The sequence below is a fragment of the Nonomuraea sp. NPDC049624 genome (assembly GCF_040675255.1).
Lineage (GTDB): Bacteria > Actinomycetota > Actinomycetes > Streptosporangiales > Streptosporangiaceae > Nonomuraea.
The window spans coordinates 1-25,840 of record NZ_JBFAOR010000005.1 but is presented as its reverse complement, the minus strand read 5'-3'; the positions used below and the strand labels follow the sequence as shown (position 1 = coordinate 25,840).

16 protein-coding genes are annotated in these 25,840 nt (G+C 72.6%); 7 read left to right on the top strand and 9 right to left on the bottom strand.

Annotated elements, in window-relative coordinates; genetic code table 11:
- Positions 1 to 6: 6 nt before the first annotated feature.
- On the top strand, positions 7 to 582 hold the full coding sequence (locus AB0J76_RS20885) for a GNAT family N-acetyltransferase (RefSeq protein ID WP_352329690.1): 576 nt from the start codon (positions 7 to 9) through the stop codon (positions 580 to 582).
- A gap of 90 nt (positions 583 to 672) precedes the next feature.
- Here the strand turns inward: AB0J76_RS20885 and AB0J76_RS20880 are convergent, their stop codons facing one another.
- Together AB0J76_RS20880 and AB0J76_RS20875 are read right to left on the bottom strand one after the other, a co-directional pair.
- Positions 673 to 1,920, bottom strand: coding sequence for a tetratricopeptide repeat protein (locus AB0J76_RS20880; RefSeq protein WP_352329692.1), 1,248 nt, complete (start codon positions 1,918 to 1,920; stop codon positions 673 to 675).
- A complete protein-coding gene (locus AB0J76_RS20875; RefSeq protein WP_352329694.1) occupies positions 1,920 to 3,224 on the bottom strand; it encodes an NB-ARC domain-containing protein in 1,305 nt (434 codons plus the stop codon). Before AB0J76_RS20875 ends, AB0J76_RS20880 begins: the two co-directional genes overlap by 1 nt.
- A gap of 265 nt (positions 3,225 to 3,489) precedes the next feature.
- Between AB0J76_RS20875 and AB0J76_RS20870 the strand changes: the two genes are divergently transcribed.
- On the top strand, positions 3,490 to 3,945 hold the full coding sequence (locus AB0J76_RS20870; protein WP_352329696.1) for a hypothetical protein: 456 nt from the start codon (positions 3,490 to 3,492) through the stop codon (positions 3,943 to 3,945).
- 123 nt (positions 3,946 to 4,068) lie between these two features.
- On the opposite strand, the gene AB0J76_RS20865 is transcribed toward AB0J76_RS20870, so the two are convergent.
- Positions 4,069 to 10,350 (bottom strand): RHS repeat-associated core domain-containing protein, encoded by a 6,282-nt coding sequence (locus AB0J76_RS20865; protein ID WP_364390167.1) that lies wholly within the window; start codon positions 10,348 to 10,350, stop codon positions 4,069 to 4,071.
- 236 nt (positions 10,351 to 10,586) lie between these two features.
- Between AB0J76_RS20865 and AB0J76_RS20860 the strand changes: the two genes are divergently transcribed.
- Positions 10,587 to 15,032 carry a LamG domain-containing protein gene (locus AB0J76_RS20860; protein ID WP_364390166.1) on the top strand — a complete coding sequence of 1,482 codons (4,446 nt, stop codon included), beginning with the start codon at positions 10,587 to 10,589 and terminating at the stop codon, positions 15,030 to 15,032.
- On the opposite strand, the gene AB0J76_RS20855 is transcribed toward AB0J76_RS20860, so the two are convergent.
- Positions 14,938 to 16,083 carry a helix-turn-helix domain-containing protein gene (locus AB0J76_RS20855; protein WP_364390164.1) on the bottom strand — a complete coding sequence of 382 codons (1,146 nt, stop codon included), beginning with the start codon at positions 16,081 to 16,083 and terminating at the stop codon, positions 14,938 to 14,940. The genes AB0J76_RS20860 and AB0J76_RS20855 overlap by 95 nt on opposite strands.
- A gap of 146 nt (positions 16,084 to 16,229) precedes the next feature.
- Between AB0J76_RS20855 and AB0J76_RS20850 the strand changes: the two genes are divergently transcribed.
- Positions 16,230 to 19,643, top strand: a complete 3,414-nt coding sequence (locus AB0J76_RS20850) for a tetratricopeptide repeat protein (protein ID WP_364390162.1) — start codon at positions 16,230 to 16,232, stop codon at positions 19,641 to 19,643.
- Positions 19,644 to 19,683: 40 nt separating this feature from the next.
- On the opposite strand, the gene AB0J76_RS20845 is transcribed toward AB0J76_RS20850, so the two are convergent.
- Together AB0J76_RS20845 and AB0J76_RS20840 are read right to left on the bottom strand one after the other, a co-directional pair.
- Entirely contained in the window at positions 19,684 to 20,820 is a 1,137-nt protein-coding gene (locus AB0J76_RS20845; protein ID WP_352328399.1) for a hypothetical protein, read from the bottom strand.
- Between the two features lie 101 nt (positions 20,821 to 20,921).
- Positions 20,922 to 21,068: a hypothetical protein gene (locus tag AB0J76_RS20840; RefSeq protein ID WP_352328400.1), complete on the bottom strand. Its 147-nt coding sequence runs from the start codon at positions 21,066 to 21,068 to the stop codon at positions 20,922 to 20,924.
- Positions 21,069 to 21,149: 81 nt separating this feature from the next.
- On the opposite strand from AB0J76_RS20840, the gene AB0J76_RS20835 reads away from it, so the two are divergent.
- A complete protein-coding gene (locus AB0J76_RS20835; RefSeq protein ID WP_352328401.1) occupies positions 21,150 to 21,605 on the top strand; it encodes an Rrf2 family transcriptional regulator in 456 nt (151 codons plus the stop codon).
- Complete coding sequence (locus AB0J76_RS20830; protein ID WP_352328402.1) at positions 21,602 to 22,216, top strand: MFS transporter; 615 nt, start codon at positions 21,602 to 21,604, stop codon at positions 22,214 to 22,216. Before AB0J76_RS20835 ends, AB0J76_RS20830 begins: the two co-directional genes overlap by 4 nt.
- 112 nt (positions 22,217 to 22,328) lie before the next feature.
- Here AB0J76_RS20830 and AB0J76_RS20825 read toward each other — a convergent pair whose 3' ends face one another.
- The 3 genes from AB0J76_RS20825 to AB0J76_RS20815 all read right to left on the bottom strand — a co-directional run bounded on the left by AB0J76_RS20825 (position 22,329) and on the right by AB0J76_RS20815 (position 24,536).
- Positions 22,329 to 22,844, bottom strand: coding sequence for a hypothetical protein (locus AB0J76_RS20825; RefSeq protein WP_352328403.1), 516 nt, complete (start codon positions 22,842 to 22,844; stop codon positions 22,329 to 22,331).
- A 259-nt stretch (positions 22,845 to 23,103) separates the two neighbouring features.
- The gene (locus tag AB0J76_RS20820) at positions 23,104 to 23,583 is read right to left on the bottom strand and encodes a VOC family protein (RefSeq protein ID WP_352328404.1); all 480 of its coding nucleotides are present in this window, start codon (positions 23,581 to 23,583) and stop codon (positions 23,104 to 23,106) included.
- 68 nt (positions 23,584 to 23,651) lie between these two features.
- Complete coding sequence (locus AB0J76_RS20815) at positions 23,652 to 24,536, bottom strand: LysR family transcriptional regulator (protein WP_352328405.1); 885 nt, start codon at positions 24,534 to 24,536, stop codon at positions 23,652 to 23,654.
- Between the two features lie 71 nt (positions 24,537 to 24,607).
- On the opposite strand from AB0J76_RS20815, the gene AB0J76_RS20810 reads away from it, so the two are divergent.
- Complete coding sequence (locus tag AB0J76_RS20810; protein ID WP_352328406.1) at positions 24,608 to 25,192, top strand: DsbA family protein; 585 nt, start codon at positions 24,608 to 24,610, stop codon at positions 25,190 to 25,192.
- Positions 25,193 to 25,840: the final 648 nt, after the last annotated feature.

The window sequence follows — 25,840 nt, the reverse complement described above, 5'->3', positions numbered from 1 at the left end:
AGGCCCATGAGTCACCCTCTTGACACGCTGGACTGGCCGATTTCCACCGAGCGGCTGCTGTTGCGCCGGGCTGCCCCCGACGACCTGGACGCGACCTGGGCCTTCCGGCAACTGCCGGAGACTCACGAATGGATCGCGGCCGCCACACAGACCTACGACGACTACCGTGAGCGTTTCCTCAGCGAGGAGCGGCTCGCAGACCTGCTCCTCATCGAACTGGACGGCCGGGTGATCGGCGACCTGACACTGAGGATCCAGGACGGTTGGGCCCAGGAAGAAGTCGCCGACCAGGCGAAAGGCGTCCAAGGAGAGCTCGGGTGGACGCTCGATCCCGCCTACGGCGGCAAGGGCTACGCCACCGAAGCGGTACGCGCCCTCATCGACATCTCCTTCAGGAGGCTCGGCCTGCGCCGCCTGCACGCGGACTGCTTCTACGACAACGAAGCCTCGTGGCGGCTGATGGAGCGGGTCGGGATGCGCCGTGAACAGCACACGGTGAGAGACTCGCTCCACCGCACCAAGGGATGGATCGACGGTCTCTCGTACGCGCTCCTGGCCGAGGAATGGCCCGCCCACGAGTGATTGCGGCGAAGACGCCTGGGAGCCCTCAGCCACCTTGGTGGCAGTGGGTGCCGTTCGTCCCGGATTTGGGCGGTTCGAAGTGGCCATCGTCTACGGGGCTTGCAGGGACGCACATCTGTGTCGTTCCTCCACGCGTTTCGTCTGCGGATGGTCGGGCCCACAGGTGCCCCGGTACAGCTCGATCACCGCGCGGTATTCGCGGCACGCCTGCTCCTGAAGGTTGCGCTCCTCCAGGACGCGGGCGATCTCGTAACGGGTCGCGATCGTCTGGAGGTGCGCCGGGCCCAGCACCCGGACCTGCCGTCGCAGGACGTCGCGCAGCTCGCGCTCGGCTCGATCGGGGGCGCCGGCGACCCGCCACGTCCGCGCGAGTTCGTAACGTATGTCCAAGGTGTAGATGTGGTCATCGCCCCACACCCGCCGGGCCGATGCCACGAGCGTGCCCAGTTCGTGTTCGGCCTCGGCATGCCGGCCGAGGTCACGAAGCATCCAGCCCCTGTTCGACCTGGTGAGCAGGATATCGGGATGCCCGGGGCCGAGGACCCGGCTCTGGTGCGCCGCCAGGTCGGCCATGCCCGTCGCCGCCTCGGCCGTATGCCCCTGAAGAGCCACGTTCATCAGCATGTTGAACCGCGTACGCAGGGTGAGATGGTGATCCGGGCCGATCACGCGGGCACGGGCGGCGACAAGTTCGGCGTAGCCCTTCTCCGCCATCGCGTAGTCGCCGAGATCGCCGATGGCGCGCACGTGGTAGAAGCGGCTGGCCAGCGTGTCGGGATGCTCGGGGCCGAGAACCTGGGCGCGCGCCTCCACCACGCTCCGGCACACCGCCTCCGCCTCGTCGAGGAGGCCGCGGATGGACAGGACACGGCCGATCTCGTGCCAGGTGGCGAGGGTGTCCGGATGGTCGGCACCCAGGACCCGCGCCCTGACGGACAGCGTCTGTTCGTAACAACGATGAGCCTCGACGTAGCGGCCCTGCTCGAACAGGGCGAAACCGAACTCGTGCCGGCTCGCCAGCGTGTCGGGATGTTCCTCGCCCAGGACGGCGGACCGGGCCCGCAGGACGTCGGCCAGCTCCGCCTCCGCCTCGACGGCGTGCACCATGGACGCCCACGCGCCACCGCGCTGATGGCGCAGGGCCAGAACCCGCGGGTGATCCGCCCCCAGGACGTCGGCCTGGCGTAGCGAGAGCGTCGCAAGTTCCGCGGCGGCGGCGTAGTAGCCGCTTGCCCGCAACGCGCCGCACCCTCGGCTCACCACCCCCGCCAGCTCCCCCAGGGCGCGCTCTTCCAGGACGGCGGGGGCCAGGGACAGCAGGGCACGCAGGTGAGGCATCAGCTGCTGCCAGACACGGGCCAGTCGGACGGCGTGTCATGCCGTCTGCCGTCCACCGCGCCACGCATGAGGGCGATCGCGACGGTGGTGATCACCGATGTGACGTGCGTCCGGCTCGCCTCGGCGACCAGGGGATGAACGACCAGCGCCGAACGCGCCGTACGGGTGGGCCCGCGGACTTCGATCAGGCCCATGGAGCTCAGCGCCTCCAGCCCCGGGCGCACCTGGTGCTCCCCGCCGCAGATCTCGCCCAGCATGGTGTCGTCCAGCAGCGCGGCGTCGATCTCCACGGCGGGTGCGAGGCAGGCGAGCACCCGCAACAGCGGCCGGGCCTGCGCGCACCCGCGCTCAGCGAGGGCGTCGAGGGAGATCTCCCAGGTGGTGGCGATCGATGGTGCCGCGCCGCTGCTGCCGAGGAGCCTGGGGAAGCGGTCGTCCAGGGCAAGCAGATAGTCGGGGAAGGTCTGCTCGGTGCTGAAGGGAGAAGCGATGTGGTTGCCTGCGTGGGACAGCGCCAGCGGCAGCCCACCCAGCCGTCTGGACACCGTGCGGGCCTGCTCCGGACTGCCGGCGTGCCCGGCGAGGTCCAGCAGTGCGCGTGCCCCGTCGTCCTCGGACAGGCACGACAGGTGGTGGACCCGGCCGTACCGGCCCCAGACGCGTTGCTCGACGGTGCGGCTGGTCACGACGAGGAGCCCGGACGTGGTGGGCCGCAGCCAGCCGGTCGCGTCGCGCACCGGCGCCCCCGCCACTTCCAGCGTCGCCGGGTCGTCGGCGTTGTCGAGGACGAGGAGCCAGCCGGTCCGCTCCTCCAGCCGCCCCCAGAGGACGTCGGCGGCATCGCGCCGTCCGGTTCGCGCCTCCTCGATCTCGGTCGCCGACGCGCCCAGCTCGGCGGCCAGCGCCAGCAGGCAGGACGTCACGGCCTGCACGTCCGTGGCGGCGATCCACCAGACGGGCCGCCCCGCATTCTGAGCCCGCTCGGCCAGCGCCAGCGCGACCGTGGTCTTGCCGACTCCCCCGAGACCGCCCAGCACATGGAAGTTTCCGTCCGGCTCGGTCAGGCGCTGCTCCAGGTCCAGCAGCAGGCCCTGCCTGCCGTGCACCTGAGGAAGCCGCCCCACCGGTGCACGGAGGACCGGGACGACGAGCGCTCCCGGCTGTCCCTCGACCGCGGGCACGACGAGCGACGGCGGGACGACGGGCACCGCGTTCCTCCGGCGGGGAGTCCGGTGCAACTGCAGGGCTGCGATGACGGCCGCGGCCACTCCCGTCAACACCCCCACAACGCTCACGGGATCCATGTCCGTACTCTAAGTAATCGTCCGGTCCGCGCGGGCGGCTTCGGTGAGCTCCGGTGGGACCGCCCACTGCACGGCCGGCAGGGCCGTTGTCACCGCAGGTGGGCTGGGAGGGGGGCCGGGCAAGCGGGCGGCCCGGAGGTGGTGCGGGGCTCACTTCGTCGACGGGTGAGCTCATGGTGCGCCGTGACGTGGCTGCATGTATCGATCCGATCACCGCTTGTTCGTTGTGGCGCGCATGTCGGGTCGCCGCTCCTAACCTGCCCGCGTGGACGTGGACCCCCTTCTCATCTCGACCATCGTCGGCGCCGTGCTCAGCGGGCTGGGATCAGGCGCCTTGGAAAAGGTGCAGAGCAGACTCAGACGGCCTGGCAGCGCGGAGGAGTCCCCAGCACAGAGCGCTCCCGGCATCGAGGAGCGGGCCGACGAGTTGGCTGATCTCCTCAAGCGCTCGACGGCGTTGCTCGCCGAACTCTCGGCGGAGATGGAGGCACGCACCGCGACAGTCCGTGAGCTGCAAGCCGAGGCCCGACACGCCGAGAGCATCGCCTCGATGCACAAGGACGCTCAGGCTGCCGTCGAGAAGATGCTCGATGCGCGGCTGGCGGCACGACTGGAGGAGAGCGGCAGGAAATCGTTCAAGCAAGGCATGTGGCTGAACATCGTCAGCGGAGCGTTCTTCTTCGTCGCCGGCGTCGTCGTGACCCTCCTCCTGGGCGGGTAGACGACGTCAGCGGGCCGACGGTCCGGAGCCGGTCAGGGGCGGGCGGGCGAGCGCAGGGCCTCCCCGTCCCTGCTAGGACGGGGAGGCCCTGGAAGGACGGGGAGGCCCTTCACCTCGGTGTGGTCACCAGCCGGGCCACACCACGATGCCGTACGTCGACGCCAGGCCGACGCCGCTGCCCCTCGGCACCGCGGCGCCGAGTTCGAAGGCCATCTGGTCGGGGCTGGACATGGAGATCACCATCCCTCCTGCGAGCGCGAGGGGAGGCATGTACGGCACGCTGCCGCCCAGGCCCACCGCGGCCCCCTGGAGGAACCCGTTGACCGCCGCCCTGTCGTCGGCGACGTTCGTCCATCCCATGCGGGCGCTCCCGCCGGGCGCCGAGACGCCCCCCGAGCCGAGCGGCGCGTTGACGGTCACCTGGCCGTACTTGCTGATCGTGATCCCGCCGGTCAGCCCGTACCCGACGAGCGACGGGACCAAGGGGAAGTTCCCGTCCACCGTCACATAGTCGGGGGTGAGGCTCGTCCCGGTCAGGTCTGCCGTGGCCTGCCCGACCAGGGTGAGGGGGTTCGTGGCCGCGGCCCCGCGCCAGCCGACCTCCCAGGCGCAGTTGAACAAGCCGTCACAGAACCCCGACGACTCCACCGTCTTGTGGTACTTCTTCGGATGCCACACGAAGGGCGCCTGCTCGTACTCGCGGCACGGGCGCGCCCCGCACGGGCCGCCCTTGGGCAGCAGGTTGTCACCACGCGGGCGGGTCGCCGCCTGGCCGTCGGCGGGCGCGCACGGGCGGGCGCCGCACGGGCCGCCCCTGACGCCCCGGCCGACCGGCGGGTTGTAGGAGTCGGCCGGGTTGTTCTCCCGGTTCTGGTGGGCGCCGCCGCCCTTCCCGTCGTTGCACACCCCGTCGGGGCAGGAGCGGGGTATCCGCCCGTCGGGGTCGCTGAGCGCCAGCGGGTTGTTGTTGGCGTAGGTGTAGCCGTTGACCTGCTGGGAGTCCTGGACGTCCACGAGCGGGTCGACCGAGACGAACCGGCCCGTGCCCGGGTCGTACTCGCGGGCGCCCAGGTGGGTCAGGCCGGTGCCGTCGGTGGTCCCGCCGACGAAACCGCGGTCCATGGAGGCGGGCCAGGCGCCGGCGCCGCCGTCGCGGGGCTCGCCGAAGGGCGTGTGGCGGCGGGTGGCGACGGCCTGGGTGTCGGTGTTGGCGATCGCGGCGCCGGTGGTGCCGTGGTGGTCGCCGCTGAGCCAGCTCACGCCCGCCGCCGTGCCGCCGGAGCGGACGGCGACGACCTGCCCGCCGTGGCTGTAGTAGCGGGTGCCGGTCCTGGCTCCGGCTGCGTACCGGATCTGCTGGCCGGGCAGGTACAGCGTCGTGCCGCCCGGGTCCTTGCGGATCAGCCGCTCGCCGTCGGCGTCGTAGACGTAGCCGGTCGTGCCGGCGGCGTCCTGGACCGCGGTCAGGTGGCCCTCTCTGTCCCAGGTCAGCGTCTGGGTTCCGGACGCCGTCGCCCTGGTCCTCATGTTGCCCGCGGCGTCGTAGGTCTGGGACGTCGTCCGCGTGCCCGTGCCGTCGGTGGTCGAGGACGCGCTGAGCTGGTGGGCGCCGCCGGGGACGGTGTAGGTGGTGACCGAGTCGCCCGAGGCGGCGCCGTGCCTGACCATCCGCACCCGGTTCCCGATGTCGTCGTAGTTGTAGGAGTGCCAGTACGCGCCCGTCCCGCCGACCGCCGCCGCCGAGGGGGCGGCCGGGCAGGCCGAGGAGGTCTGCGTCCACGCCTCGGTCAGCCTGCGCAGGAAGTCGGTGGCGAAGCACTGGTGGTCGCCGCTGGTCAGGTCGGACAGCCGGGTGACGTTCCCGGCCGCGTCGTAGGCCAGGCTCAGCTGGCTGACGGCCGCCGGTGCGGCCTCCCGTACGGTGGTGATCGTCTCCAGGCGCCGGGTGTCGGTCTCGTAGACGCGGCTGATGTCGGCCGTCCGGCCCGCGTTGTTCTTCAGCTTGATCTTGGCGACCTCCGCGAAGCTGGTGTAGTCCGTCCCGGTCACGTACGTGCCGCCGGACGTGCTGGTCGTGCCCAGGGTGTCGGGCAGCCCCAGGGCGTCGTAGCCGTGGCTCAGCTCCTCCTGGGGCAGCTGGCCCGCGGCGGGCAGCCGGGTCGTCCTGGGCGAGCCGTCGGGGTGGTAGGTGTGGACGTAGGTGTAGGCGCCGTTCACCCCGCCCTGCGCGGCCGGGATCGTGTACGTCACCTGCGTCGGCTGGTACCCGACGGTGTAGCCGCCGATGGTCTTGACGTACTCGTCGGGGCCGTCGTACCTGACGCTCTTCGTGAGCTGCCCCTTGGCGAGGGTGTCGTACACCCACTCGGCGCGTTTGGGGCCGGTGGCCGAGTCGTCGCGCACGGTCGTCCTGCGGCCGGTCGCGTCGTAGGTGTAGGCGACGACGGACCCGGCGTTGTCGGTGGTGGTGAGCAGGTCGCCGGCGTCGTCGTAGGTGCGGGTGAGCGTGCCGACGTCGGGGTCGGTGCTGCGCACCAGCCGGCCGCGCAGGTCATGGGTGTAGAGCCAGGTGTTGCCCACCGCGTCGGTCACCTTGGCGAGCTTCCCCTTGCGGTCGAAGTCGTACGACGTGCGCACGAACCCGGAGGCCGAACCGGCCGCGTGCCCGGTGCGGTACTGGCGCATCTCCACCACGCGCCCGGCGGCGTCCTGCACCGTCGAGGTGACGGTGCCGCCCGCGGGCGGGATGACGTCCTCCCGGTCGCCGCCGTAGGAGTAGGTCGTCCGCCAGCGCTCGTCGAGGCCGCTCGGGCTGGCCGGCGACTCGTCGACCATATGCACCTCGGCGCTCCTGCGGCCGGCGCCGTCGAACAGGGTGACCTCCGCCGAGGGGACGTCCTCGGCGGGCACGACGAGAGCCGTCCCCGGCACCGCGCCCGCCAGGTAGGGGTTGTGGGTCTTGTAGGCCCGGCCGGCGGCGTCGTAGAACGTGTCGGTCACCACGACGCGGTCGGCCGCGCCCGCGCCGTCGGCGCTCTGGGTCTGCCGGGGACGCAGCAGGTTGTCGTAGTAGGCGTAGGTCGTCACGTACGTGCCCGCCTGGTTGAGCCGCCGACTGGTCACCACGACCGGCCCGTCGGCGCGGACCCGGTAGTCGTGGCTGATCGTGGGCCGGTCCCGGTGGCCGGCCTTGTCGTTGCCCGGCAGCCACGCCGCCGTCAGCCGTCCCAGCCCGTCGTAGGCCAGGTCGGTGACCCGGCCGTTGGGGTCGGTGGTGGTGACCGGCAGGCCGAGCGCCGGGTCGAGGTCGGTGGTGGTCTGCCAGCCCAGCGGTCCGGTCGTCACCGTCCTGGTGACCGGGCCGCCCGTCACGGGCGTGTACCTGGTCTCGGTCGTGGCGCCGCGGGCGTCGGTCTCGGTCAGCACGCGTCCGTAGGCGTCGTAGGTCCGCTTCCGCTCGGCCACGTACGAGGGCGTGCCGTTCTTGATCTCCTTGACGGTCTCGACCAGGGTGGCCTCCCCCTTGGTGGGGGCCGGCGCGCCGTCCCAGGCCGGGGCGCCGTCGTAGGCGGTGCGCTCGTCGCCGATCAGGTCGGCCTCGGTCAGCGTGCCCGCCGCCGCCTTGGCCTTGGCCGCCGCGCAGCCCATCGCGAACCGGCGCACCCGCGAGACCCGGTCGACCAGCCAGAGGTCGGTCCTGCGGATGTACTCGGTGGCGGTGCATCTCTCGTCGCCGTCGACCGCGTCGTCCCCCTGGTCCTCGGCCCAGGTGGGCATGCCGTAGGCGTCGAACTCCGTGGTCGCGGTGGTGGTGCGGGGCGCCCGTCCGCCGTCGCGGGCGGTGCGGGTGCGGGTGACGGCCGTCCCGACGAACCGGGCGTGCACGCTGGATCCGCCGATGGTCCGGGTGGCGGTCGGCTCCGACTGCCACGGCTGGTTCACCGTCGCGCTGACCTCGGCGCCGTCGCCCACGTCGCGGGTGACGACCTCGCGTACCAGGCCGGCGAACGCGTCCTCGTCGGCGACGGCGGGCGCGCCGCCCGCGGCGGGCAGCTGCACCGAGCGGGTGCCCGACGGCAGCCGGTCCCCGTTCATCCCGCGGAAGTAGCGGGTCTCGACCTGGGTGCGCGCGCCGCCCTCACCGGTGGTCGTGGTGACCGTGTCGTAGCCGCGCCACACCGACCAGGTCCTGTCCTCCTCCTGGAGCAGGCCGTCCTCGTCGGTGTAGTGCCATGCGGGGGCGCCGCCGTAGGCGTAGCCGGTGATCACCCGTGGCGACGAGCCGATCGCCTCGGCCTGCGACACCCGCGTCACCACGTACTTGTGGAAGAAGTCGTCGATCGGGGCGGTGCGGCCTGATGGGGTCCACTTGACCGGGTAGCAGCGCAGGCCGTGGTCGTGCAGGTGGTCCGGCGCGGGCATCCTGGCGCCCGCGACGCAGTCCGGCGGCCCGTAGACGACCTCGATCCTGGCGCCCGTTTCGGTGCTGATCGCGCCGATCCGGTAGCGGTTCATGGCCGGGAACTGGTCGCCGGCGGTGTCCACCCGGTTGGCCAGCAGCTTGCCGGTGAACAGCACGTCGGGCAGGTTCGCCTGCGAGCCCGGCTCGGTGCTCGCGCGGCCGGTGTGGGAGATCCCGGCCAGCCACAGCACGGGGGTCACCGTGTTGCCGGCGCCCCGGTCGTCCGGATCGGGGAAGGCGTGGCTGAAGCCCCACGACTCGACCGGGCGCCAGTCGCTACCGGCGGCGTCCCGCACCTGGGTGGTCACCGACGCCAGCCGCCTGGTCGTCCAGAACGTCGGCGACACCTGCTGCGGCCTGCACGGCGCTGCCGCGCACTCCTGGTCGAAGGGGACGTCGGGCCAGTGCGCCGCGTCCTTCACCCCGCAGTCGGACAGGCAGCGATCGGCGGTGGTGAACAGCACGCGCATCGGCGCGGCGTCGTCGAGGCCGCGTGTGCCGTACTCGATCGTCTCCGGGTGGCCCGCCCGGTCGTAGTCGGCCGCGTCCGCCGGGTTCAGGTTGCGTCCGTACCGGTTGGTCTCCTTGGCGTAGGAGATGCGCATCGTGTTGCCGTGCGTGTCCACCACGTGATCGAGCTGCCAGCGGTAGGCCTGGCGGCAGCTCGACGCGGCGAAGGTGTTCTGGTGGCAGGGTTCGCCCTGGTGGTTGCCGAAGACCGGCACGCTGAGCGTCGACTGCGCGCCCGCGCGCCCGCCGAACCAGTACTGCGTGCCGTCGGTCGCGGTGGCGACCCACCACTCGCCGTCGTCGTCGCCGTTGGACGCGCCGGTCCTGCGCTCGACCTTCATGCCGTCGTCGTCGCGCAGGTGCCACCGGTCGCCGTTCCTGATCAGTTCGCCGGAGTGGCCGGGCAGCGACAGCGTCGCGTTGTCGGTGATCCAGCACAGATCGCCGGTCTTCTCCTGGTTGTTCGCGCCGTCGCCCATGTTCCTGGAGCACAGGCCGTACCGGCGTTCGACGAACCCCGGATGCCACTCGAAGCCCTCGCCGATCCAGGAGGGCTGGCTGTTGGCCGCGGCCATGCGGCCGTCCACGCGGGCCGACGAGTACGACAGCGAGACCCGCGGCTCCGGCCCGCCGAGCCCCGGAGGCACCCGCAGCGGGTACGACCAGGTGAAGTCGCCGCTGTTGCCGCCGGTGTTCCAGGTCGCCGACGGCGACAGCGAGGTGGCGGCGTAGTCGCCGGTGGCTCCGGAGGCGGAGGCGGCCAGCGCGACCAGTGAGCCTGTGTCCACCTGGGCCGTGACCGTGCCCTTGCGGGCGTCGACGGCCGAGGGCAGCTCGGCGGGCCGGCACGAGGCCGCGTCCGCGCACCCGGGGACGTTCCACAACCGCAGCCGCGAGGCCCAGTCTCCGCCGAACGCCGCGGCGAACCGGCGGTAGTCCACGGTGAGCCGCACGGGGGCGGCCGCGGCGTTCCCGTCGGTGCGGGAGACGCGCAGCAGCAGCGCCTGCCGTCCCGGTGCTCCCCGGCCGGACGCCGGTTCGAAGGCCCCCCGCTCCACGGTCTCCACCCGGACCGCGGACGGGCCTGCGCCGGCGCCGCCCGCCGTCGCGACCCACACCGGAAGGTCGCCGGCCCGCACCGCCTGCCCGGCCGGGACGCGCTCCGCCGCGGAGGCCGCGGGCGGCGCCGCGGGCAACGTGACGTCGGCCGAGCCCCGGCCCGGCCACGCGGGCGCCGCTGCCTTCCAGGGCCGCAGCGCCGGCGCAGCGCGTTTCGGCGGCGGTTCGAGCCGGCGCACCGCCACCACCCGCTCCCCCGGCGGTTTCGCGGCGGCCGACACCGGGCCTCCGGCGTCCAGCATCACGGCGGTCGTCAGGGAGGCGGCCAACGCCGTCGCCGACACCGCGGACGCCCACCTTCGGCTTCGTCTCATCGAGCACATCCTTGTCATGGCGGAACGGGCAGGGATGCTCCCGATCATGCGGCCGGAGATTGAGCACAAAAAGCAGATTTATTGCCGAAAAAGCGCTCTTTTCCGCCAAGAGCCCTCGACCATTTAAAAACGCCTAATGAGCGCCATTTTTCGCGTGATGAGAGCCAAAGTCGGCCGATTGGGCTGATCGGTGGTTAGCGTGCCACGTCTAACGTTTCGCCACTGATGGGGGATGAATGTCAGCCCTGTTACGCAGTCCGCGCCGGCGCCTCAAGGCCCGCGCCGCCGCCGTGGCGCTGGTGATGGCCACGGTGACCAGCACGGCGGTGGGCACGGTGATGGTCGCCGGACCCGCCGTCGCGCGGCCACCGTCCCAGGAACCGGTCTGCGCGGCGTCGGCGGCGAAGGCCGCCGTCGCGCTGGCGATGGCCAGGGCGTGCGACGACCGGGTCGAGGTCGAGAGCGAGCGCACCCCCACCACGCAGGTCTTCGCCAACCCCGACGGGACCGGCACCGTCGAGCAGTACGCCTCCCCTCAGCGGGTGCGGCACGCCGACGGAAGCTGGACGAAGCCGGACACCACGTTGACACGGGGTGCGGACGGGACGCTGGCGGCGAGGGCCACCACCGCGGACGTGCGCTTCTCGGGCGGCGGGCCCGGCCCGCTGGTGCGGGCCGGGCGCGACGGCGGCGAGCTGACCCTCTCCTGGCCGGAGCCGCTGCCGGCGCCCGAGGTGGACGGCGCGCGGGCGACCTATCGCGACGTGCGGCCGGGGCTCGACCTGGTGGCCACGGCGCTGGGCACCGGCTTCTCCTTCGTGCTGGTGGTGAGGACCCGCGAGGCGGCGCGCGACCCGGCGCTGCGCGAGGTCTCGCTGACCACCACGCTGTCGGGCCTGACCTGGGACGGGCCGCGCGCCGTGGACAGGTCGGGTCGCGCGCTGTTCTCCGCCGACGCCCCGGCGATGTGGGACTCCTCGGGACGCGGCTCCTCCGCCGCCGCCCCCGCGGAGGACGCCAGGACCGCGGCCGTCGGGCTGAGCGTGCGGCAAGGGCGGCTGGTCCTGAAGCCGGACCCGCGCCTGCTCGCCGACCCGGCCGCCGCCTTCCCGCTGTACGTCGACCCGACCATCGGCTACACGTACTGGACGATGATCAACGAAGCGGCGAAGGGCACGTCGTACTGGAGCTACGACCGCAGCAACTGCTCAGGCGGCTGGGAGACCGAGTGCGCCAAGGTCGGCTACTACCCGGACGGCAACGACGGCGCCGCCTACTCCCGCTACCGGTCCATGTTCCAGTTCTCCGCCGCGCCCTTCCAGGGCAGGCAGATCCTCGACGGCGCCCGGTTCACCATCGACCTGCTGAGCTCGGCCTCGTGCGCCGACAGCACGACGTGGCTGCACACCGTCCCGACGACGCTGAGCCCCGGCACGACGTGGGACCTGGACGCGTGGAAGTGGAGCGGGACGGAGGTCGTCGGCGTGGCGAACAACAGCTGCCACTACGCCAGGACGTTCACCGAGTTCGCGCTGCCCTCGTGGGTGGTGTCGGACCGCCAGCACGCGGGCTGGCTCACCTTCGGGTTGCGGGCCGCCGACGAGGGCACGTCGGCGGGCTGGAAGAAGTTCGACGCGACCACGGCCCGGCTGATCGTCAGCACCAACATCGTCCCGGCCGCGCCCGCCGACCTGACGGTGGACGGCAAGGCGTGCGCGACGGGCGCCTCGCGGCCGTACGTCAGCACGCTCACCCCGACCTGGCGGGCCCGCGTGTCCGACGGGGACGGCGAGGGCCTGAAGACCTCCTTCTACTGGCAGCTCATCCACGACGACGGCACTCCCGCCGAGTGGTCGCCCCGGCAGGGGCCGCTGGATCAGCACGGCGTGCCGTCGGGCGCGACCGCGGTGGTCACGCCGTCCTCCGGCATCGCGGAGAACGCCACCTACAGCTTCTGGGCGACCGCGTCGGACGCGCACGCCACCGGCGCTGAGTCCGTCAGGTGCGAGTTCGTCACCGACACCGTCAGGCCGGACGCGGCGCGGGTGACCGGCGACGTCTACCAGGAGGGCGACACGGTCTCGGGCGGCGTGGGACAGACCGGCACGTTCACCTTCGCGAGCTCGCCGGACGTGGCGATGTTCAAATGGGGCCTCTCCGACCCGCCGGCCGAGTCCGCCACGCCCGCCAGGCCCGGCGCGCCGGTCACGGTGAGCTGGACGCCCGCCGAAGGCGGCGGCCACACCCTGTCCGTGATCGCGGTGGACCGCGCGGGGAACCAGTCGCCGCGCCGGACCTACCAGTTCATCGTGGGCTCACCCGCGCCCGCGCTGGCCAGATGGAAGCTCGACGAGCCCGAGGGGACGGCCACGGCGTCCGACGACACCGGGAACGGGCGCGACCTCACGCTGGGGGGCGGCGCGTCCTTCGGCGAGCCGGGCCGGCTGCTGCCGGGCCCCGACGGCAGGCCGCGCGGCGCGCTGCGCCTGGACAGCGCCGACGACCGCGCCGCGCGGCCCGACTTCATGGACACCGGCACGAGCTTCGCGGTGTCGGCGTGGGTGAAGCTCGCCCGCAAGGGGGCCGACGGCGACGTGGTCGCGCAGCCCGGCGGCGCCAACCGCGCCTTCTCCCTGTCCTACGACGCCGGTGCGGACCGCTGGGCGATGACCGTCACCTCGCGGGACGCGGCGGGCGCGGCCGCGGCGACGGCCAGGTCGGCCACGGTCCCGCGGGCCGGCGTGTGGACCCACCTCACCGGCGTCCACGACGCCGCGACCAAGAAGGTGCACCTCTACGTGAACGGCGCCCTGGAGGGCTCGGCGACCGCCTCGGGCTCCTGGGACGCCTCCGGCGACTTCCAGGTCGGCGGCGGGTCGTTCGACGGCGCCGTGGCCGAGGTCCAGGTGTGGAACAGGGTGGTCGCCGACACCGAGGCGGCGGCGCTGGCCGACCCGAAGATCAACGCCAAGGTCGCCGAGTGGCACTTCGACGAGGTCGGCCCTGGACCGGCGTACGACTCCTCCGGCATGTACCGCGACCTGACCTTCTACGGCGGCGCGCAGATCCCGGAGAGCGGCGCCGGCTACGCGGGCACCGGCCTGCGGCTGGACGGCGTGGACGACTACGTGGCGCCGGCCGACGCGGTGGTCGGCATCGACCAGTCGTTCACCGTGTCGGCGTGGGTGCGCCACGCAGACCTCGGGCGGGCGCAGACGTTCGTCGCCGGGGGCTTCCACCTGTACTACGACCCGATCAACGGTGGCAAATGGGTGTTCGCGCTCCCCGCCTCCGCCACCGACTGGTCCGGCGGCACGTTCGCGATCACCTCGGTGGTGACGCCGGGCGAGTACCACAACCTGGTCGGCGTCTTCGACGCCCAGCAGCGCCACCTGCGGCTCTACGTGGACGGCACGCTGAAGGTCACCACGCCGATGAGCGCGGCCTGGCAGCCGTGGCGCTCCCGGGCGCCGCTGCGGATCGGGGGCAACTACGCGGCGGCCTTCGTCAAGGGCGACATCGACGAGGTCCAGCTGTTCCAGGGCGTGGTGCCGAACCCGGGCGCGTCCGTCCCCGGCGTCGCCGGGCGCGTGGACTTCAACGGGGACGGCAGGGCGGACCACTGCCGCCGTGCCGGCGACGGCCGTCTGGCGTGCACGCTGTCCACGGGTACGGGGTTCGGGATCACGGTCACCTCCGGCCCGCTCGACTGGGGGCAGGACACCGGCAGGGCGTGGGTGGACGCCGACGGCGACGGCAAGTCGGACTTCTGCCGCGTCCGCGGCACGCGGAACCACACCGACGCGTACCTGAGCTGCACGCTCTCGAACGGCACCGACTTCGGCCCCGAGGTCAACTCCGGCAACACCGACTGGGGCTACGCCGCCGACCGCGCGTGGGTGGACGCCAACGGTGACGGCAAGGTCGACTACTGCCGGCGGGTGGGCGGCGCGGACGCCCAGCGGGTGGCCTGCACGCCGTTCTCCAGAAGCGGGTTCGGCACCCTGTTCCTGTCCCGGCCGCTGGACTGGGGCCAGGAGACGGGCCGGGCCTGGGCGGACGTCAACGGCGACGGCAAGGCCGACTACTGCCGCGTCGTCGGCACACAGAACCACACCGACGCCCACGTGTCCTGCACGCCGTCCACCGGGACGGCCTTCGGCCCCGACATCGTCTCGGCGAACCTGGACTGGGGCTACACCGGCAACCGGGCGTGGACCGACGTCAACGGCGACGGCAGGGCCGATTACTGCCGCGGCGTGGGCGCCCCCACGAGCCAGGCGATGGCCTGCACGCCCTCGACCGGCGACCGTTTCGGCACGTCGTTCCTCTCCCAGCCGCTCGACTGGGGCCAGGAGACGGGCCGGGCCTGGGCGGACGTCAACGGCGACGGCAAGGCCGACTACTGCCGCGTCCTGGGCACGCAGAACCACACCGACGCCCGCGTCGGCTGCATGCCCTCGACCGGCACGGGCTTCGGCCCCGACATCGTCTCCGCGAACCTGGACTGGGGCTACGCCGCCAGCCGGTCCTGGGCGGACGTGAACGGCGACGGCAGGGCCGACTACTGCCGCAGGACCGGCTCGCTCACCGCCCAGGGGATGGGGTGCACGCCGTCGGCCGGAGCCGGTTTCGGCACGTCGTTCTACTCTGCCGGGATCGACTGGGGTCAGGAGAACTGACGGGCTCGGGGAAGGGCCCTGGCCGTCCGGACGTCTGCCGCGCCCGGACGGCCTCGGCCCGCTCCCTGAAGGTGCGCCGGTAACGGCGGGGCGAGATGCCGTGCCGCCTGACGAAGTGGTCACGCAGCACGGCGTCCGAGCTGAAGCCCACGAGCCTGGCGATTTCCTGGATGGGCAGGGCGGTGGTCTCCAGAAGCTCCTCGGCCCGGTCGAGCCGCTGGTCGGTCAGCCAGGCGTGGGGCGTGGTGCCGGTGGCCTCGCGGAAGCGGCGGGCGAAGGTGCGCGGGCTCATCAGCGCGTTCCTGGCCAGGTCGTCCACGGTCAGGACGTCCCGCAGCCGGTCCGGCGTCATGGCGAGCACCTCGGCCAGGCGGCCGTCGCCGCCCGCGTCCCCGTGCCCGGCGTGCCCGGCGTCCCCGGAGGGCGCCGGGACGTACCGAACCTGGCCGCGCTCGCCGCGCGGCGCCACCATCGACTCCCTCGCCACCGCGTTGGAGACGGCGGTGCCGTACTCCCGGCGCAGCAGGTGCAGGCACATGTCGACGCCGGCGGCCACGCCCGCCCCGGTCACCACCCGTCCCTCGTCGACGTACAGGACGTCGGGGTCCACCGTGACCTTGGGGTATCCGTCGGCCAGCAGGCCGGTCAGGCGCCAGTTGGTGGTGGCGCGCCGTCCGTCCAGCAGGCCGGTGCCGGCCAGCAGGATCGTCCCGCTGCAGTAGGCGGCGACGACGGCGCCGCGACGGTAGGCGGCGACGAGGGCCCGGGAGACCGGTTCGCCCAGTTTCAGGGTGCCGGAGCCGACCGGCAGCACGATGACCAGGTCCGCCCGGTCCATGGCCTCGGGGCCGTGCTCCACCTGCATGCACAGGCCGAGGTCCGTCCGCAGCCGGCCGCCGGCCTCGGCGCAGACGGTGAAGGAGAAGGCGGGCAGCCCCAGGTGCGAGCGGTCGGCGAAGATGCCGCTCACCGCGCTCACCCCGTACGAGCTGACCCCGTTCGCGGCGAACGCCACCACGGACCGGAACATCGTCCCCCCTGCGATCGACACGCCGAGCGTAGGAGAGCCTGTTTGCCGGGCGCTGGACGCCACCTGTAGCCCCCACCCTCCGGATGACCTGCGGGGACGGCGGGCACCGGCACCGTACCGGAAGGAGGTCAGGAGATCCTGTCGGCGCGGGGCAGTAGCGTGTCGGCATGAAGTTGGCGGAGAGCCTGCTCGCCTACCGCAAACGGGAGGGCGTCACCCAGCAGGATCTGGCCGGCCGCGCCGGCGTCAGCGTGCGCACGCTGCGCGACATCGAGCGGGGCCTGCTGCGCGATCCGCGCGCCCGGTCGGTCCGTCTGGTGGCGGAGGCGGCCGGCCTGCCCGTCGCCGACCCCGAACCGGCGCTGCGGGTCGGCCTGCTCGGTCCGCTGACGCTGCGCGTGCGCGGGTGCGCCGCCGACCTGCGGCCGCCCATGCAGCGCCGGCTCCTCGGCCTGCTGGCGCTGCGCGCCGGCCACGTCGTCACGATGGCCGACATCGTGGAGTTCCTGTGGGGCGAGGAGATCCCCGCCAGCTACCACAATCTGGTCCACACCCACGTGTCGCGGCTGCGCGGTTTCCTCGCCGGGGTCCGGGCCGGCGCGGGCGCCAACCTGATCGGCCGTGCCGGCGAGGGCTACCGTCTGGGGCTGGCGGGCGACGAGAGCGATCTCCTCGCCTTCACCGGCACGGTGGCGGGCGCCGCCGCCCACCTGGCGGCGGGCGCGCCGGAGGAGGCGGAGCGGGCCTACGAGCGGGCGCTGCTGTTGTGGCGCGGGCAGGTGCTCGCCGGTCTCGCCCCGCGGGCCGCCCACCATCCTGTCGTGGTCGCGGTGTCCCAGCAGCGGCTGACCGCCGTCCTGGCCTATGCCGACCTGGCCATGGCCCACGGGCGGCACGAGCCGGCGCTGGCGCGGCTGCGGGAGGTGGCCGCGGCCGAGCCCCTGCACGAGGGCCTCAACGCGCGCGTCCTGCGCGCCCTGGCCGGGGCCGGTCAGCGGGCCGCGGCGCTGCGGCTGTTCGGCGAGCTGCGCGGCCGGCTCCGCGACGAGCTGGGCGTCGAGCCCGGCCCCGAGCTCCACGACGCCCACGCCCGGGTGCTGCGCCGCGAGGCCGTCGCGCCCCGCGACCCAGGAGCGCCCCCGGCGCCTGCCGTGGCCTCCGATCAGGCCGTGACGTCCGGCGGCGGCCGGTCAGCGGAGCGTCCGCCGCCGTCGCTGCCCGCCGGGTCGCCCACTCCCGCCCAGCTCCCGCCCGACATCGCCACGTTCACCGGCCGGGAGCGGGAGCTCCGGGAGCTGGCCGCCCATCTCGGCACCGGCGACCCGGCCCCCACGGCGGCCAGGGTCGCGGTCGTCAGCGGCACGGCGGGCGTCGGCAAGACGGCGCTGGCCGTCCACTGGTCCCACCGGGTCCGCCGGCGCTTCACCGACGGCCAGCTCTTCTACAACCTGCACGGCTACTCCCCTGAGGCCGCCAGGACCGCCGCCGACGCCCTGACCAGCTTCCTGCTCGCGCTCGGCGTGCGGCCGGGGGCCGTCCCGCCCGACGTGGAGGCCCGCGTCTCCCTGTTCAGGTCCCTGACGGCCGACCGGCGGCTGCTGCTGGTGCTCGACAACGTCACCAGTCCCGAGCAGGTCTTCCCCCTGATCCCGGCCAGCGGCCACAGCGCCGTCCTGGTCACCAGCCGCAACGACCTGTCGGGGCTCAACGTCCACGGCGACGCCCTGATCACGCGGCTCGACGTGCTCGCCCCCGGCGACGCCGCCGGCCTGCTGACGCAAGTCCTCGGGGCGGCCGCCGCCCACACGCCGCCCGAGGTCCTCGCCGAGCTGGCCCGGCTCTGCGCGAACCTGCCGCTCGCGCTGCGGATCGCGGCGGCCAACATCCGGCGGGGCGGCTACGGCACGGCGGCCGCGTACGTGACGGCCCTGCGCGGCGGCGACCGCCTGGCAGAGCTGGCGATCGACGGCACGGGCGGCACCGGCGGCACGGCGGTCGAGGCGGCGTTCGAGCTCTCCTACTCGGCGCTGGCCCCTTCGGCGGCCCGGGTGTTCCGGCTGCTCAGCCTGGTGCCGGGGATGGATTTCACGCTCGACGCGGTCGCCGCGCTCACCGGTTCGGGCGCCGACGTCGCCAGGAGGCAGCTGTCCGCGCTGACCGGCGCCTACCTGGTCGATCAGCACGTGCCCGGCCGCTACCGCTTCCACGACCTGCTGCGGCTGTACTCCTCGGAGCGGGCCGCGGCGGAGGAGAGCTCCGGCGCTCTCGCCGAGGCCAGGCAGCGGCTGCACACCTGGTACCTGCTCAACACGCGCGCCGCCGTCGGCCGCTGCCACCCCTACTACGCCAGGCTGCCGCTCGGCCCGGCGCCCGCGGGCGTGGCCGTCCGCTCCTTCGACGACCCGGCCTCCGCCGCCGCCTGGCTGACGGCCGAGCAGTGCAACCTCGTGGCCGCGGTCCACCAGGCGGCCCGGTCGGGCCCCCGGACCTCGGCATGGCTGCTCACCGACGCGCTGCGCAGCCATTTCTGGCACACCGGCACCATGCAGCACTGGTTGTCGTGCGCGCGCTCGGCGATGGCGGCGGCGTTCGAGGAGGGCGACCTGGCCGGGCGGGCGGCCGCCACGCTCGCCCTGGCCAACGCGCACGCCTTCCAGGAGGACCCGGTGGCGCTGCCGCTCTACACCCGGGCGCTCGCCCTGGCCGAGCAGGGCGGCTGGACGGAGGGTGTCTCCTCCGTCCGCAACAATCTGGCCGTCCTCCACCTGCGGATGGGGCGTCTGCACGAGGCCGCCCGCTGCCTGCGGGAGGGCATCGCTCGCGACCAGGCAGACGGCCCGCCGATCTGGCAGGCGCCCAAGCTCGTCAACCTGGGGGCGGTCCACGCCCGGCTGGGGCGCCTGGAGTCCGCCCACCGCCATCTCACCAGGGCGCTGCGGCTCCGTCCCGGCGACACCGACGGCATGATCGCCCGCAACCTCGGCGAGGTCTGCCGCCTGCTCGGCCGCTTCGACGAGGCGTTGCGGCACCTGCGCCTCGCCCGTTCCCGGGCCGAGGCGGCCGGGTCGTCCGCCGTCCTCCTGCCCTGCCTGGTCGACCTGGCCGAGGTGCATGGCGAGCTCGGCGAGCACGACGTCGCGCGGTCCCTGGCCGAACGGGCCCTGGCGGTCAGCCGCGACGTGGGCGACCGCCTGTCGGAGGCGATGGCGCGCAACAGCCTCGGGACGATCTGCGGGCGCGCGGGCCGCCGGGCCGAGGCCGCCGAGCACCATCGTCAGGCGCTGTTCCTGGCCGGCGACGTCCATCTGGCCGTCCGGGCGGCCGCGCTCATCGGCCTGGCGGGTGCGGCGGACTCCGGCGCGGAGGCGGCCGGCTTCGCCGGACAGGCTCTGCTGATCGCCCGCGAACGCTCCTTCCGCCTGCTGGAGGGGCTCGCGTACACGGTGCTCGCCGAGGCGGCGCTGGCCGCCGGTGATCGCGCCGAGGCGGTCCGCCAGGGCCACCTCGCCCTGGCCGTGCACCGTGAGACCGGTCACCGTCCAGGAGAGGCCCGTGTGCTCCGGGCGCTCGCGGTGCCGTGACACCCGGCGCCCAAGAGCTCGCCGCCGGGTGCGCGGGACGTCAGCCGCGCAGCCGTTCCACGTCGAGCACTCGCGCGGCCTCCGCCCTCGTCGCCGCGCGCACCTCGACGAAGTCGTTCTCCACGCGCAGGACGGTGACGATCCCGGTGAACAGGGTGTTCTGCCGGATCCGGTCACGGGCCACGGTCTCCCGGTCGACCGACAGCACGTCGGCGTAGGCGTCTTCACCGGCTCCCCACACCCAGGCCCGCCCGCTGAAACCCGGCTCGACGCCGAAGAACGGCGTCCGCACGCTGGACGCCGGCAGGACGAGCGTGGGCGCGCCGTCGGGGTTCAGTTCGCGGCCGATGCGCCGGTCCACGCGCAACCGTCTCGCGTAGTCGTCCAGCATGGGCCGCGACCAGGACCACAGGTTCTGCGGCAGGTTGCCGAGGACGTCGTACACCAGGTCGCCCAGCGTCTCGTGCACCAGCTCGGGGCCGGTGGCGTCGGCGTGCCCTTCTCCGGCCTTCGGCTCGTTCCACTCGGCCGGCGGAACCGACGCGTCGTAACGCATGACAGCCGTGGCGGGGTCGGGGCGCGGATGCGGACGCAGCGCCGGCCACTCCGCCGCCCGCGGCGCCCCCGACCCGGGGGCGAGCGCCAGGATCTCGCGCATCCTGGCCCTGCATCCGTCGTCGTCCTCCCCCCGAAGGGCGGGCCCCGCGGCGTCCGCGGCCGGCCAGAACCGTAGCAGCCAGCTCTCCTCGACGGCCTCGACCTCGTCAGGATCCCAAGGGGTCGGCTCGCTCCGCACCGGGCCGGTGCAGGCGCTCAGCCAGTAGGCGAAACACGGCGGTCCCAGGAGCAGTTTCTGCCCGGTGGGGCTGTAGCCCGTGCCGCTGACCGCCACGATGCCGCCGGGGCTCCACAGCAGCACCCGCCCCGCCGGCGCCCACGACTCGCCGGGTGCGTCCGCGGGCTCGGCGTCCCACGCCTCCAGCCGTACGCCGGCCAGCCGCGCCCGGACCCGGCTCACCAGCTCGACGGCCCCCAGCGCGATGCCGTCGGGCTCGGCCACCACCGCGCCGTGCTCGCTCTCCTGCTCGATCTCGCCGTCTCGGCACGCGTCGTACAGGACGAACCGCCCGTACGAGGTCGGCGCCTCGTCGTGGACGCTGCGGATCAGCCGGGCCACAATGATCTCCTCCGTGGATGTTGTGCCGGTTTCTCCCTCTCCGGCCGGTGCACCACATGATGGCGTGAAACCACCTCGGCAGGAGAACCGTCAGCCGCCCGTCACGCGGAGGCGACGTCGAGCGTTCGCGGGAAGTCCTGGATCGCGCCGATGAATCCCGCGGAGTCCTGGACGCGTACGAACTGGTCGCCCCGGAGTGTGACCAGCCGGGTGTGCGACCGTCGCTCGGCCACCTCCCGCGTGATCAACGACTCCTGCCGGTCTCGAACCCCTACCTAATAGCTGAATCGTGGATAAACAATATCGACAATAGGTCTAGAGTGGATCACATGAAGCTCTCCCAAGGCGTTGAGTGGGGTCTGCACTGCGTGGTGCTGCTGGCACGCCTGCCCGCCGAAACCGTCGTACGTCGTGCCGACCTCGCCGACTACCACGGCCTGGCCGAGCCCAATCTGGCCAAGCACCTGCACGCCTTGACCCGGGCCGGAGTACTGCACGCCGCGCCAGGGCCCAAGGGCGGCTACCGCCTCGGCCGGCCGGCGGCCGACATCACCGTGCTCGACGTCGTCGAGGCGATCGACGGAACCTCCCAGCTGTTCGTGTGCACGGAGATCCGCCGGCGCGGCAGCGGCGCCCTGTCACCCGAACAGTGCGTCCGCCCCTGCCTCATCAACGCCGCGATGGGCGAGGCCGAACGCGCCTGGCGGGACTCGCTGCGCACGGTCACCGTCGCCGGCCTCGCCGCCCGGGTCCCCACACCTGTCACCCCTACGGCATCAGCATGAAACTCCACTCCGTACTGCCGACAGGGCGGGCCCGCAAGCCGGTCCTGCTGCTGTCGCTGGGCACCTTCGCGCTGGGCACCGACGCTTTCGTGATCAGCGGCGTGCTGCCCGTGATCGGGCAGAGCCTCGGCGTCGGCGTCGGCGCGGCCGGCCAACTGATCACGATCTTCTCGGCGGTCTACGCGCCGGCCGCTCCCGTACTCGCGGTGCTGACAGGCAACTGGAACCGGCGTGCCGCGCTGTTCGTGGCCATGGCGGTCTTCGTCGCGGCCAACCTGCTCGCCGCCGTCGCCCCCAACTATCCGGTCATGGTGGTCAGCCGGGTTCTCGCCGCATTGTCGGCGGCGTTGTTCACGCCCGCCGCCTCGGCGGCCGGCATGGCCGGTCTGCTGGTCTTCACGCTGGTGCTCGCCGCGCTCGGGTTCACCGGTACCCACGTGGTGGTGCTGTGCGTGGTGCTCGGGCTCTGGTCGCTGATCGGCTGGCTGTTCAACCCCGCCCAGCAACAGCGGCTGCTCGGTGCGACCGGCCCCACCGGTCCCATCGCTCTCCCCTGCGCTCCGGCGAGTTGTCCGTTGAGCGATCCGTCTCATCGGGCCCCGCCCGTATGACACTGGCTGCAACAGTCGGAAGCCCTTGCAGCCGCTACGCCACCGATGGCCACTCAAAGTGACCAGAATCTTGGCTGCTAGCGTGAAGCCATGCGCCCGAGCTGGCCCTGATTCATACGTCCAGGGGCCCCCTCATTCCTACGCTTCCCGCTCCTGCGCGCGCACCATCAAGGCCCTCCGCCCCCGAAGCTGACCCAGCCCCAAAGGAACTGCGTGAGTGATCACGATTGCGGTCCGTGGTCGTCACGGGTGAATGAATGAGGCTGGTTAGTCGGAGCTTCTGCTTGATCGTGTCCATGTCCTCCAGCTGACGAAGCCATCCGTCCGCGGTCAGGCGGCGCAGCAATGCCCGCATCGTCTCCACCTGCGAGCGGGTGTCCGGCTTGCCCAGAGCCTGCACGATCTCCCGTGGTCTCAATCCCGTCTGTGAGCTGGCCAGCAACATCACCACTTGTCTGCGGCTGCCCCGCAGTTTCGGAAAAACGGCAGGAGCGGCCTCCTGAGCATCCGGATCTGCGCTGTCATCGCCATCGTCTGGCTCGATCGCGGGCTCCGGGGCGTGCGCCGTCCGCTCGGTCTCGACAGATGCCTCGGCGTACTCGTGCAGGGTTTCCAAGGTGATGGTCAACCGCTCACAGCCGTGCCTGCACGGCTGTGAGCTGCCGGCGAAGATGGTCGGCGTGGGCCCGCTCGGCTGCTGCGGGTGTGCACGCGTACAGGCAATCACTCCACACTGTAAATGGCCAACGACTGACAGTCACCAGCGCCGAGTAGATCGCCATGTACGGGCAGAGGCCTACTGCGCGCAACGTCGACAACGGCGTGTGCAGGCCGGCGTCGCCGCAGATGCCAAGGATGGCGGACGCCGCGACGGGGGCTCGGCCGGATCAGAGGTTCACCGCCGAGGCGGTCTCCTTCAGCTCCGCCTCGTCCATGTGGGCCACCCGGCTGGTGAAGAACCAGGAGTGCCCGAAGGGGTCCTCCAATTCGACCTGCAGATCGCCGTGGAACTGCATCTCCACCGGCCGGATGACGTGCGCTCCGGCCGCGATGGCGCGCGTCGCGAACGTCTCGACGTCCGGGACGAAGACCATCAGGTTGACCGGAGTGCCGCCGATCGTCTTCGGGCTGCGGAAGCGGTACTCGGGGTACTCGTCGCGCAGCATGAAGACGGCGTCGCCGATCCGGAACTCGGCGTGCGCGATCTTGTCGCCCTGGCGGGGGATCTCGATGCGCACGTCCGCGCCGAAGGCCTCCCGGTAGAAGGCGATCGCCGCCTTGGCGTCGTGCACGTTGAGGTAGGGGACGCCGCCCTTGTACTCCTCGGGGATGGGGTTCGTCATGGTGTGCTCCTTCGTCGTTGTCATGCCTCCATCCTGGGCGCCGCGCCGACCTGCACCAACGACGAGATCCGAAACGATCCTTAACCCCTGGGTCAGCGATCGAGCTCGGCCTGCAGGAGCGTGAGGAAGGAGCGCACCCTGCTGGTCTGGCCGCCCACCGGCCAGACCGGGCCGTACTCGATCGGCGGCAGGTCGGCGATGGGCACGTAGGCGAGGTCCGGCCGGGAGTGGTACCGCGTGGCCTGTCCGCCCACGACGGCCATGCCCGCGCCGCCGCTGACCAGGGTGAGCAGTTCCTGCCGCGAGGTCAGCACCTGCTCCCGCCGGATGGGACGGCCGCTGGGGGTCTGCGCCGGGATGAGGGCGTCGAGCAGGTAGGCGGGCGCGTCGGCGGGGACGAGCACCGTGTCCCTGGCCAGGTCCTCCACCGTGACGTCGGTACGGCGGGCGAAGGGGTGCCGCGCGGAGACGGCCAGCAGGCGGGGGTCGCGTAGCAGGGCGGGCCCGCTCGACAGGTCGTTCTCCCGGACGGGCAGCTCGGTGATCTGCAGGTCGAGTTCGTCGCCGCGCAGCGCGCGGAAGGCGTCCGACAGGTGCACCTCGCGGATGCGCACCTCGCAGTCCGGATGGAGGGCGCGGAACGCCTGCGCGGCGGCCATGATGGCCTCGCCCACCAGGGGGCTGGAAAAGCCCACCCGAAGGGTCCCGGCGAACCCCCGGCCGGCGGCGACGGCCTTGGCGATGCCTTCCTGGATGCGCTGGTAGCCCGCCTGCACGTCGTCGCGGAGCTGGCTGCCCACCGGGGTGAGTGTCACGTGGCGGCTGGTCCGCTGGAACAACGCGACACCGAACCGGCGCTCCAGTTGCTTGATCGTCTGACTCACCCGGGCGCCGCTGACGCCCAGGCGCTCCGCCGTACGACCGAAATGCAGCTCCTCGGCCAGGGTCAGGAAGATCTCGATGTCACGCCGTTCCATAACCCGTAGGTTAGCGATCGTTGCGAGAACGGGCGTTGCCGCAGGTGGAGGCAGTGGCGAGGCTGGACACCATGACGAACACCGTACCCGTGGACATCACCCTCGACATCAGCTGCATCTGGTCCTACCTGGCCTTCACCCGATACCGGCGAGCCGCCGCACGCTTCCGAGCCGAGGGCGGGCACGTCGAGCTGACGATCCGGTCCTGGCAGGTGGAGCCCGGCGCGGTGGGCGGCGAGTCGAAGCTCGCGCAGAGCCTGGCCCGGTTCGGCGAGAGCGGGGTGGCGCGGGTCAACGCTCTGGCGGCGGCCGAGAGCATTCCGCTGGACTTCGCCAAAGCGGTGACGGCCGACACCCGGCACGCGCACCAGCTCATCGCCATGGCCGCCGACCAGGGACTGGGCGAGGCCATGACCGCGCGGCTGTTCCAGGCCCACTTCGTTGACGGCGCCCACATCGGCAGCCTCGGCGTGCTGCGTGCCCTGGCCGCCGAGCAGGGCGTGCGATGGGATGAGACGGTCACCGTGCCGTGGGCTCGGGAGGTGACCGCTGTGCCGGTGTTCCGCTTCGGCCGCAAGCCCGCGCTCCACGGCGGCACCCTGTCGGAGGAGGCCCTGTACGGCCAGCTGACCGTCGTCGCGAACGCCTTGACGTGATCGGGGCTCGCCGCGCCCGTGACGGCCGAGCCGGTCCTGCGCGAGCGCGTGTCAGGCTGGCCGGTCGCGTCCAGCGCGGGGTGACCCGGCAGCTCACACCGCTGCCGGATCAGCTCCTCCAACGCCGCGTTGAGCCGCTGGTAGGACTTCCACCACACCACCAGCGCCAGCAGGTGATTCTCATCCTGGGTACGGCATCGCGCCCGTTCGATCTCGGCCTCTGTCGGCGTGAACGACTCGGCCAACACCCGTGCCGACACCACCCTGGCGAACCCGGGATACGCCGACCGATCGACCGAGGTCACCCGTAACCCGCAAGACCGCCACCAACACGACGACGATCACCCTGCTCAGCGACGCTCAGCCCGCGGCCCTTTCTGCCGGCCGTCCCCCGTGCAGGCCCGCCTGCGAGAATCGCGCCACATGGCCATGACTGTGAGCTCATGCGTTCGACGGCCGAGCGAACCACGCCGGACTGTCTCCCGACCGCCGTAGGCGAATCCGAACCATACGAGCTTTCATTCGCTTAGATCGGGAAACGATCACTCCGGATCTGGTCGGGTAGCCGGGAGGGATCTCACCTCCCGGCTCCCACAGATCCGTACGTAAACCTCTCGGTTTATACGGCTCTTGTCACCCTGGTCACCA

Bases quoted from the DNA above. Each gene is read 5' to 3' on its own strand.
- AB0J76_RS20885 (WP_352329690.1), top strand. From the start codon at position 7: ATGAGTCACCCTCTTGACACGCTGGACTGGCCGATTTCCACCGAGCGG.
- AB0J76_RS20880 (WP_352329692.1), bottom strand. From the start codon at position 1,920: ATGCCTCACCTGCGTGCCCTGCTGTCCCTGGCCCCCGCCGTCCTGGAA.
- AB0J76_RS20875 (WP_352329694.1), bottom strand. From the start codon at position 3,224: ATGGATCCCGTGAGCGTTGTGGGGGTGTTGACGGGAGTGGCCGCGGCC.
- AB0J76_RS20865 (WP_364390167.1), bottom strand. From the start codon at position 10,350: ATGAGACGAAGCCGAAGGTGGGCGTCCGCGGTGTCGGCGACGGCGTTG.
- AB0J76_RS20860 (WP_364390166.1), top strand. From the start codon at position 10,587: ATGTCAGCCCTGTTACGCAGTCCGCGCCGGCGCCTCAAGGCCCGCGCC.
- AB0J76_RS20850 (WP_364390162.1), top strand. From the start codon at position 16,230: ATGAAGTTGGCGGAGAGCCTGCTCGCCTACCGCAAACGGGAGGGCGTC.
- AB0J76_RS20835 (WP_352328401.1), top strand. From the start codon at position 21,150: ATGAAGCTCTCCCAAGGCGTTGAGTGGGGTCTGCACTGCGTGGTGCTG.
- AB0J76_RS20830 (WP_352328402.1), top strand. From the start codon at position 21,602: ATGAAACTCCACTCCGTACTGCCGACAGGGCGGGCCCGCAAGCCGGTC.
- AB0J76_RS20820 (WP_352328404.1), bottom strand. From the start codon at position 23,583: ATGACAACGACGAAGGAGCACACCATGACGAACCCCATCCCCGAGGAG.
- AB0J76_RS20815 (WP_352328405.1), bottom strand. From the start codon at position 24,536: ATGGAACGGCGTGACATCGAGATCTTCCTGACCCTGGCCGAGGAGCTG.
- AB0J76_RS20810 (WP_352328406.1), top strand. From the start codon at position 24,608: ATGACGAACACCGTACCCGTGGACATCACCCTCGACATCAGCTGCATC.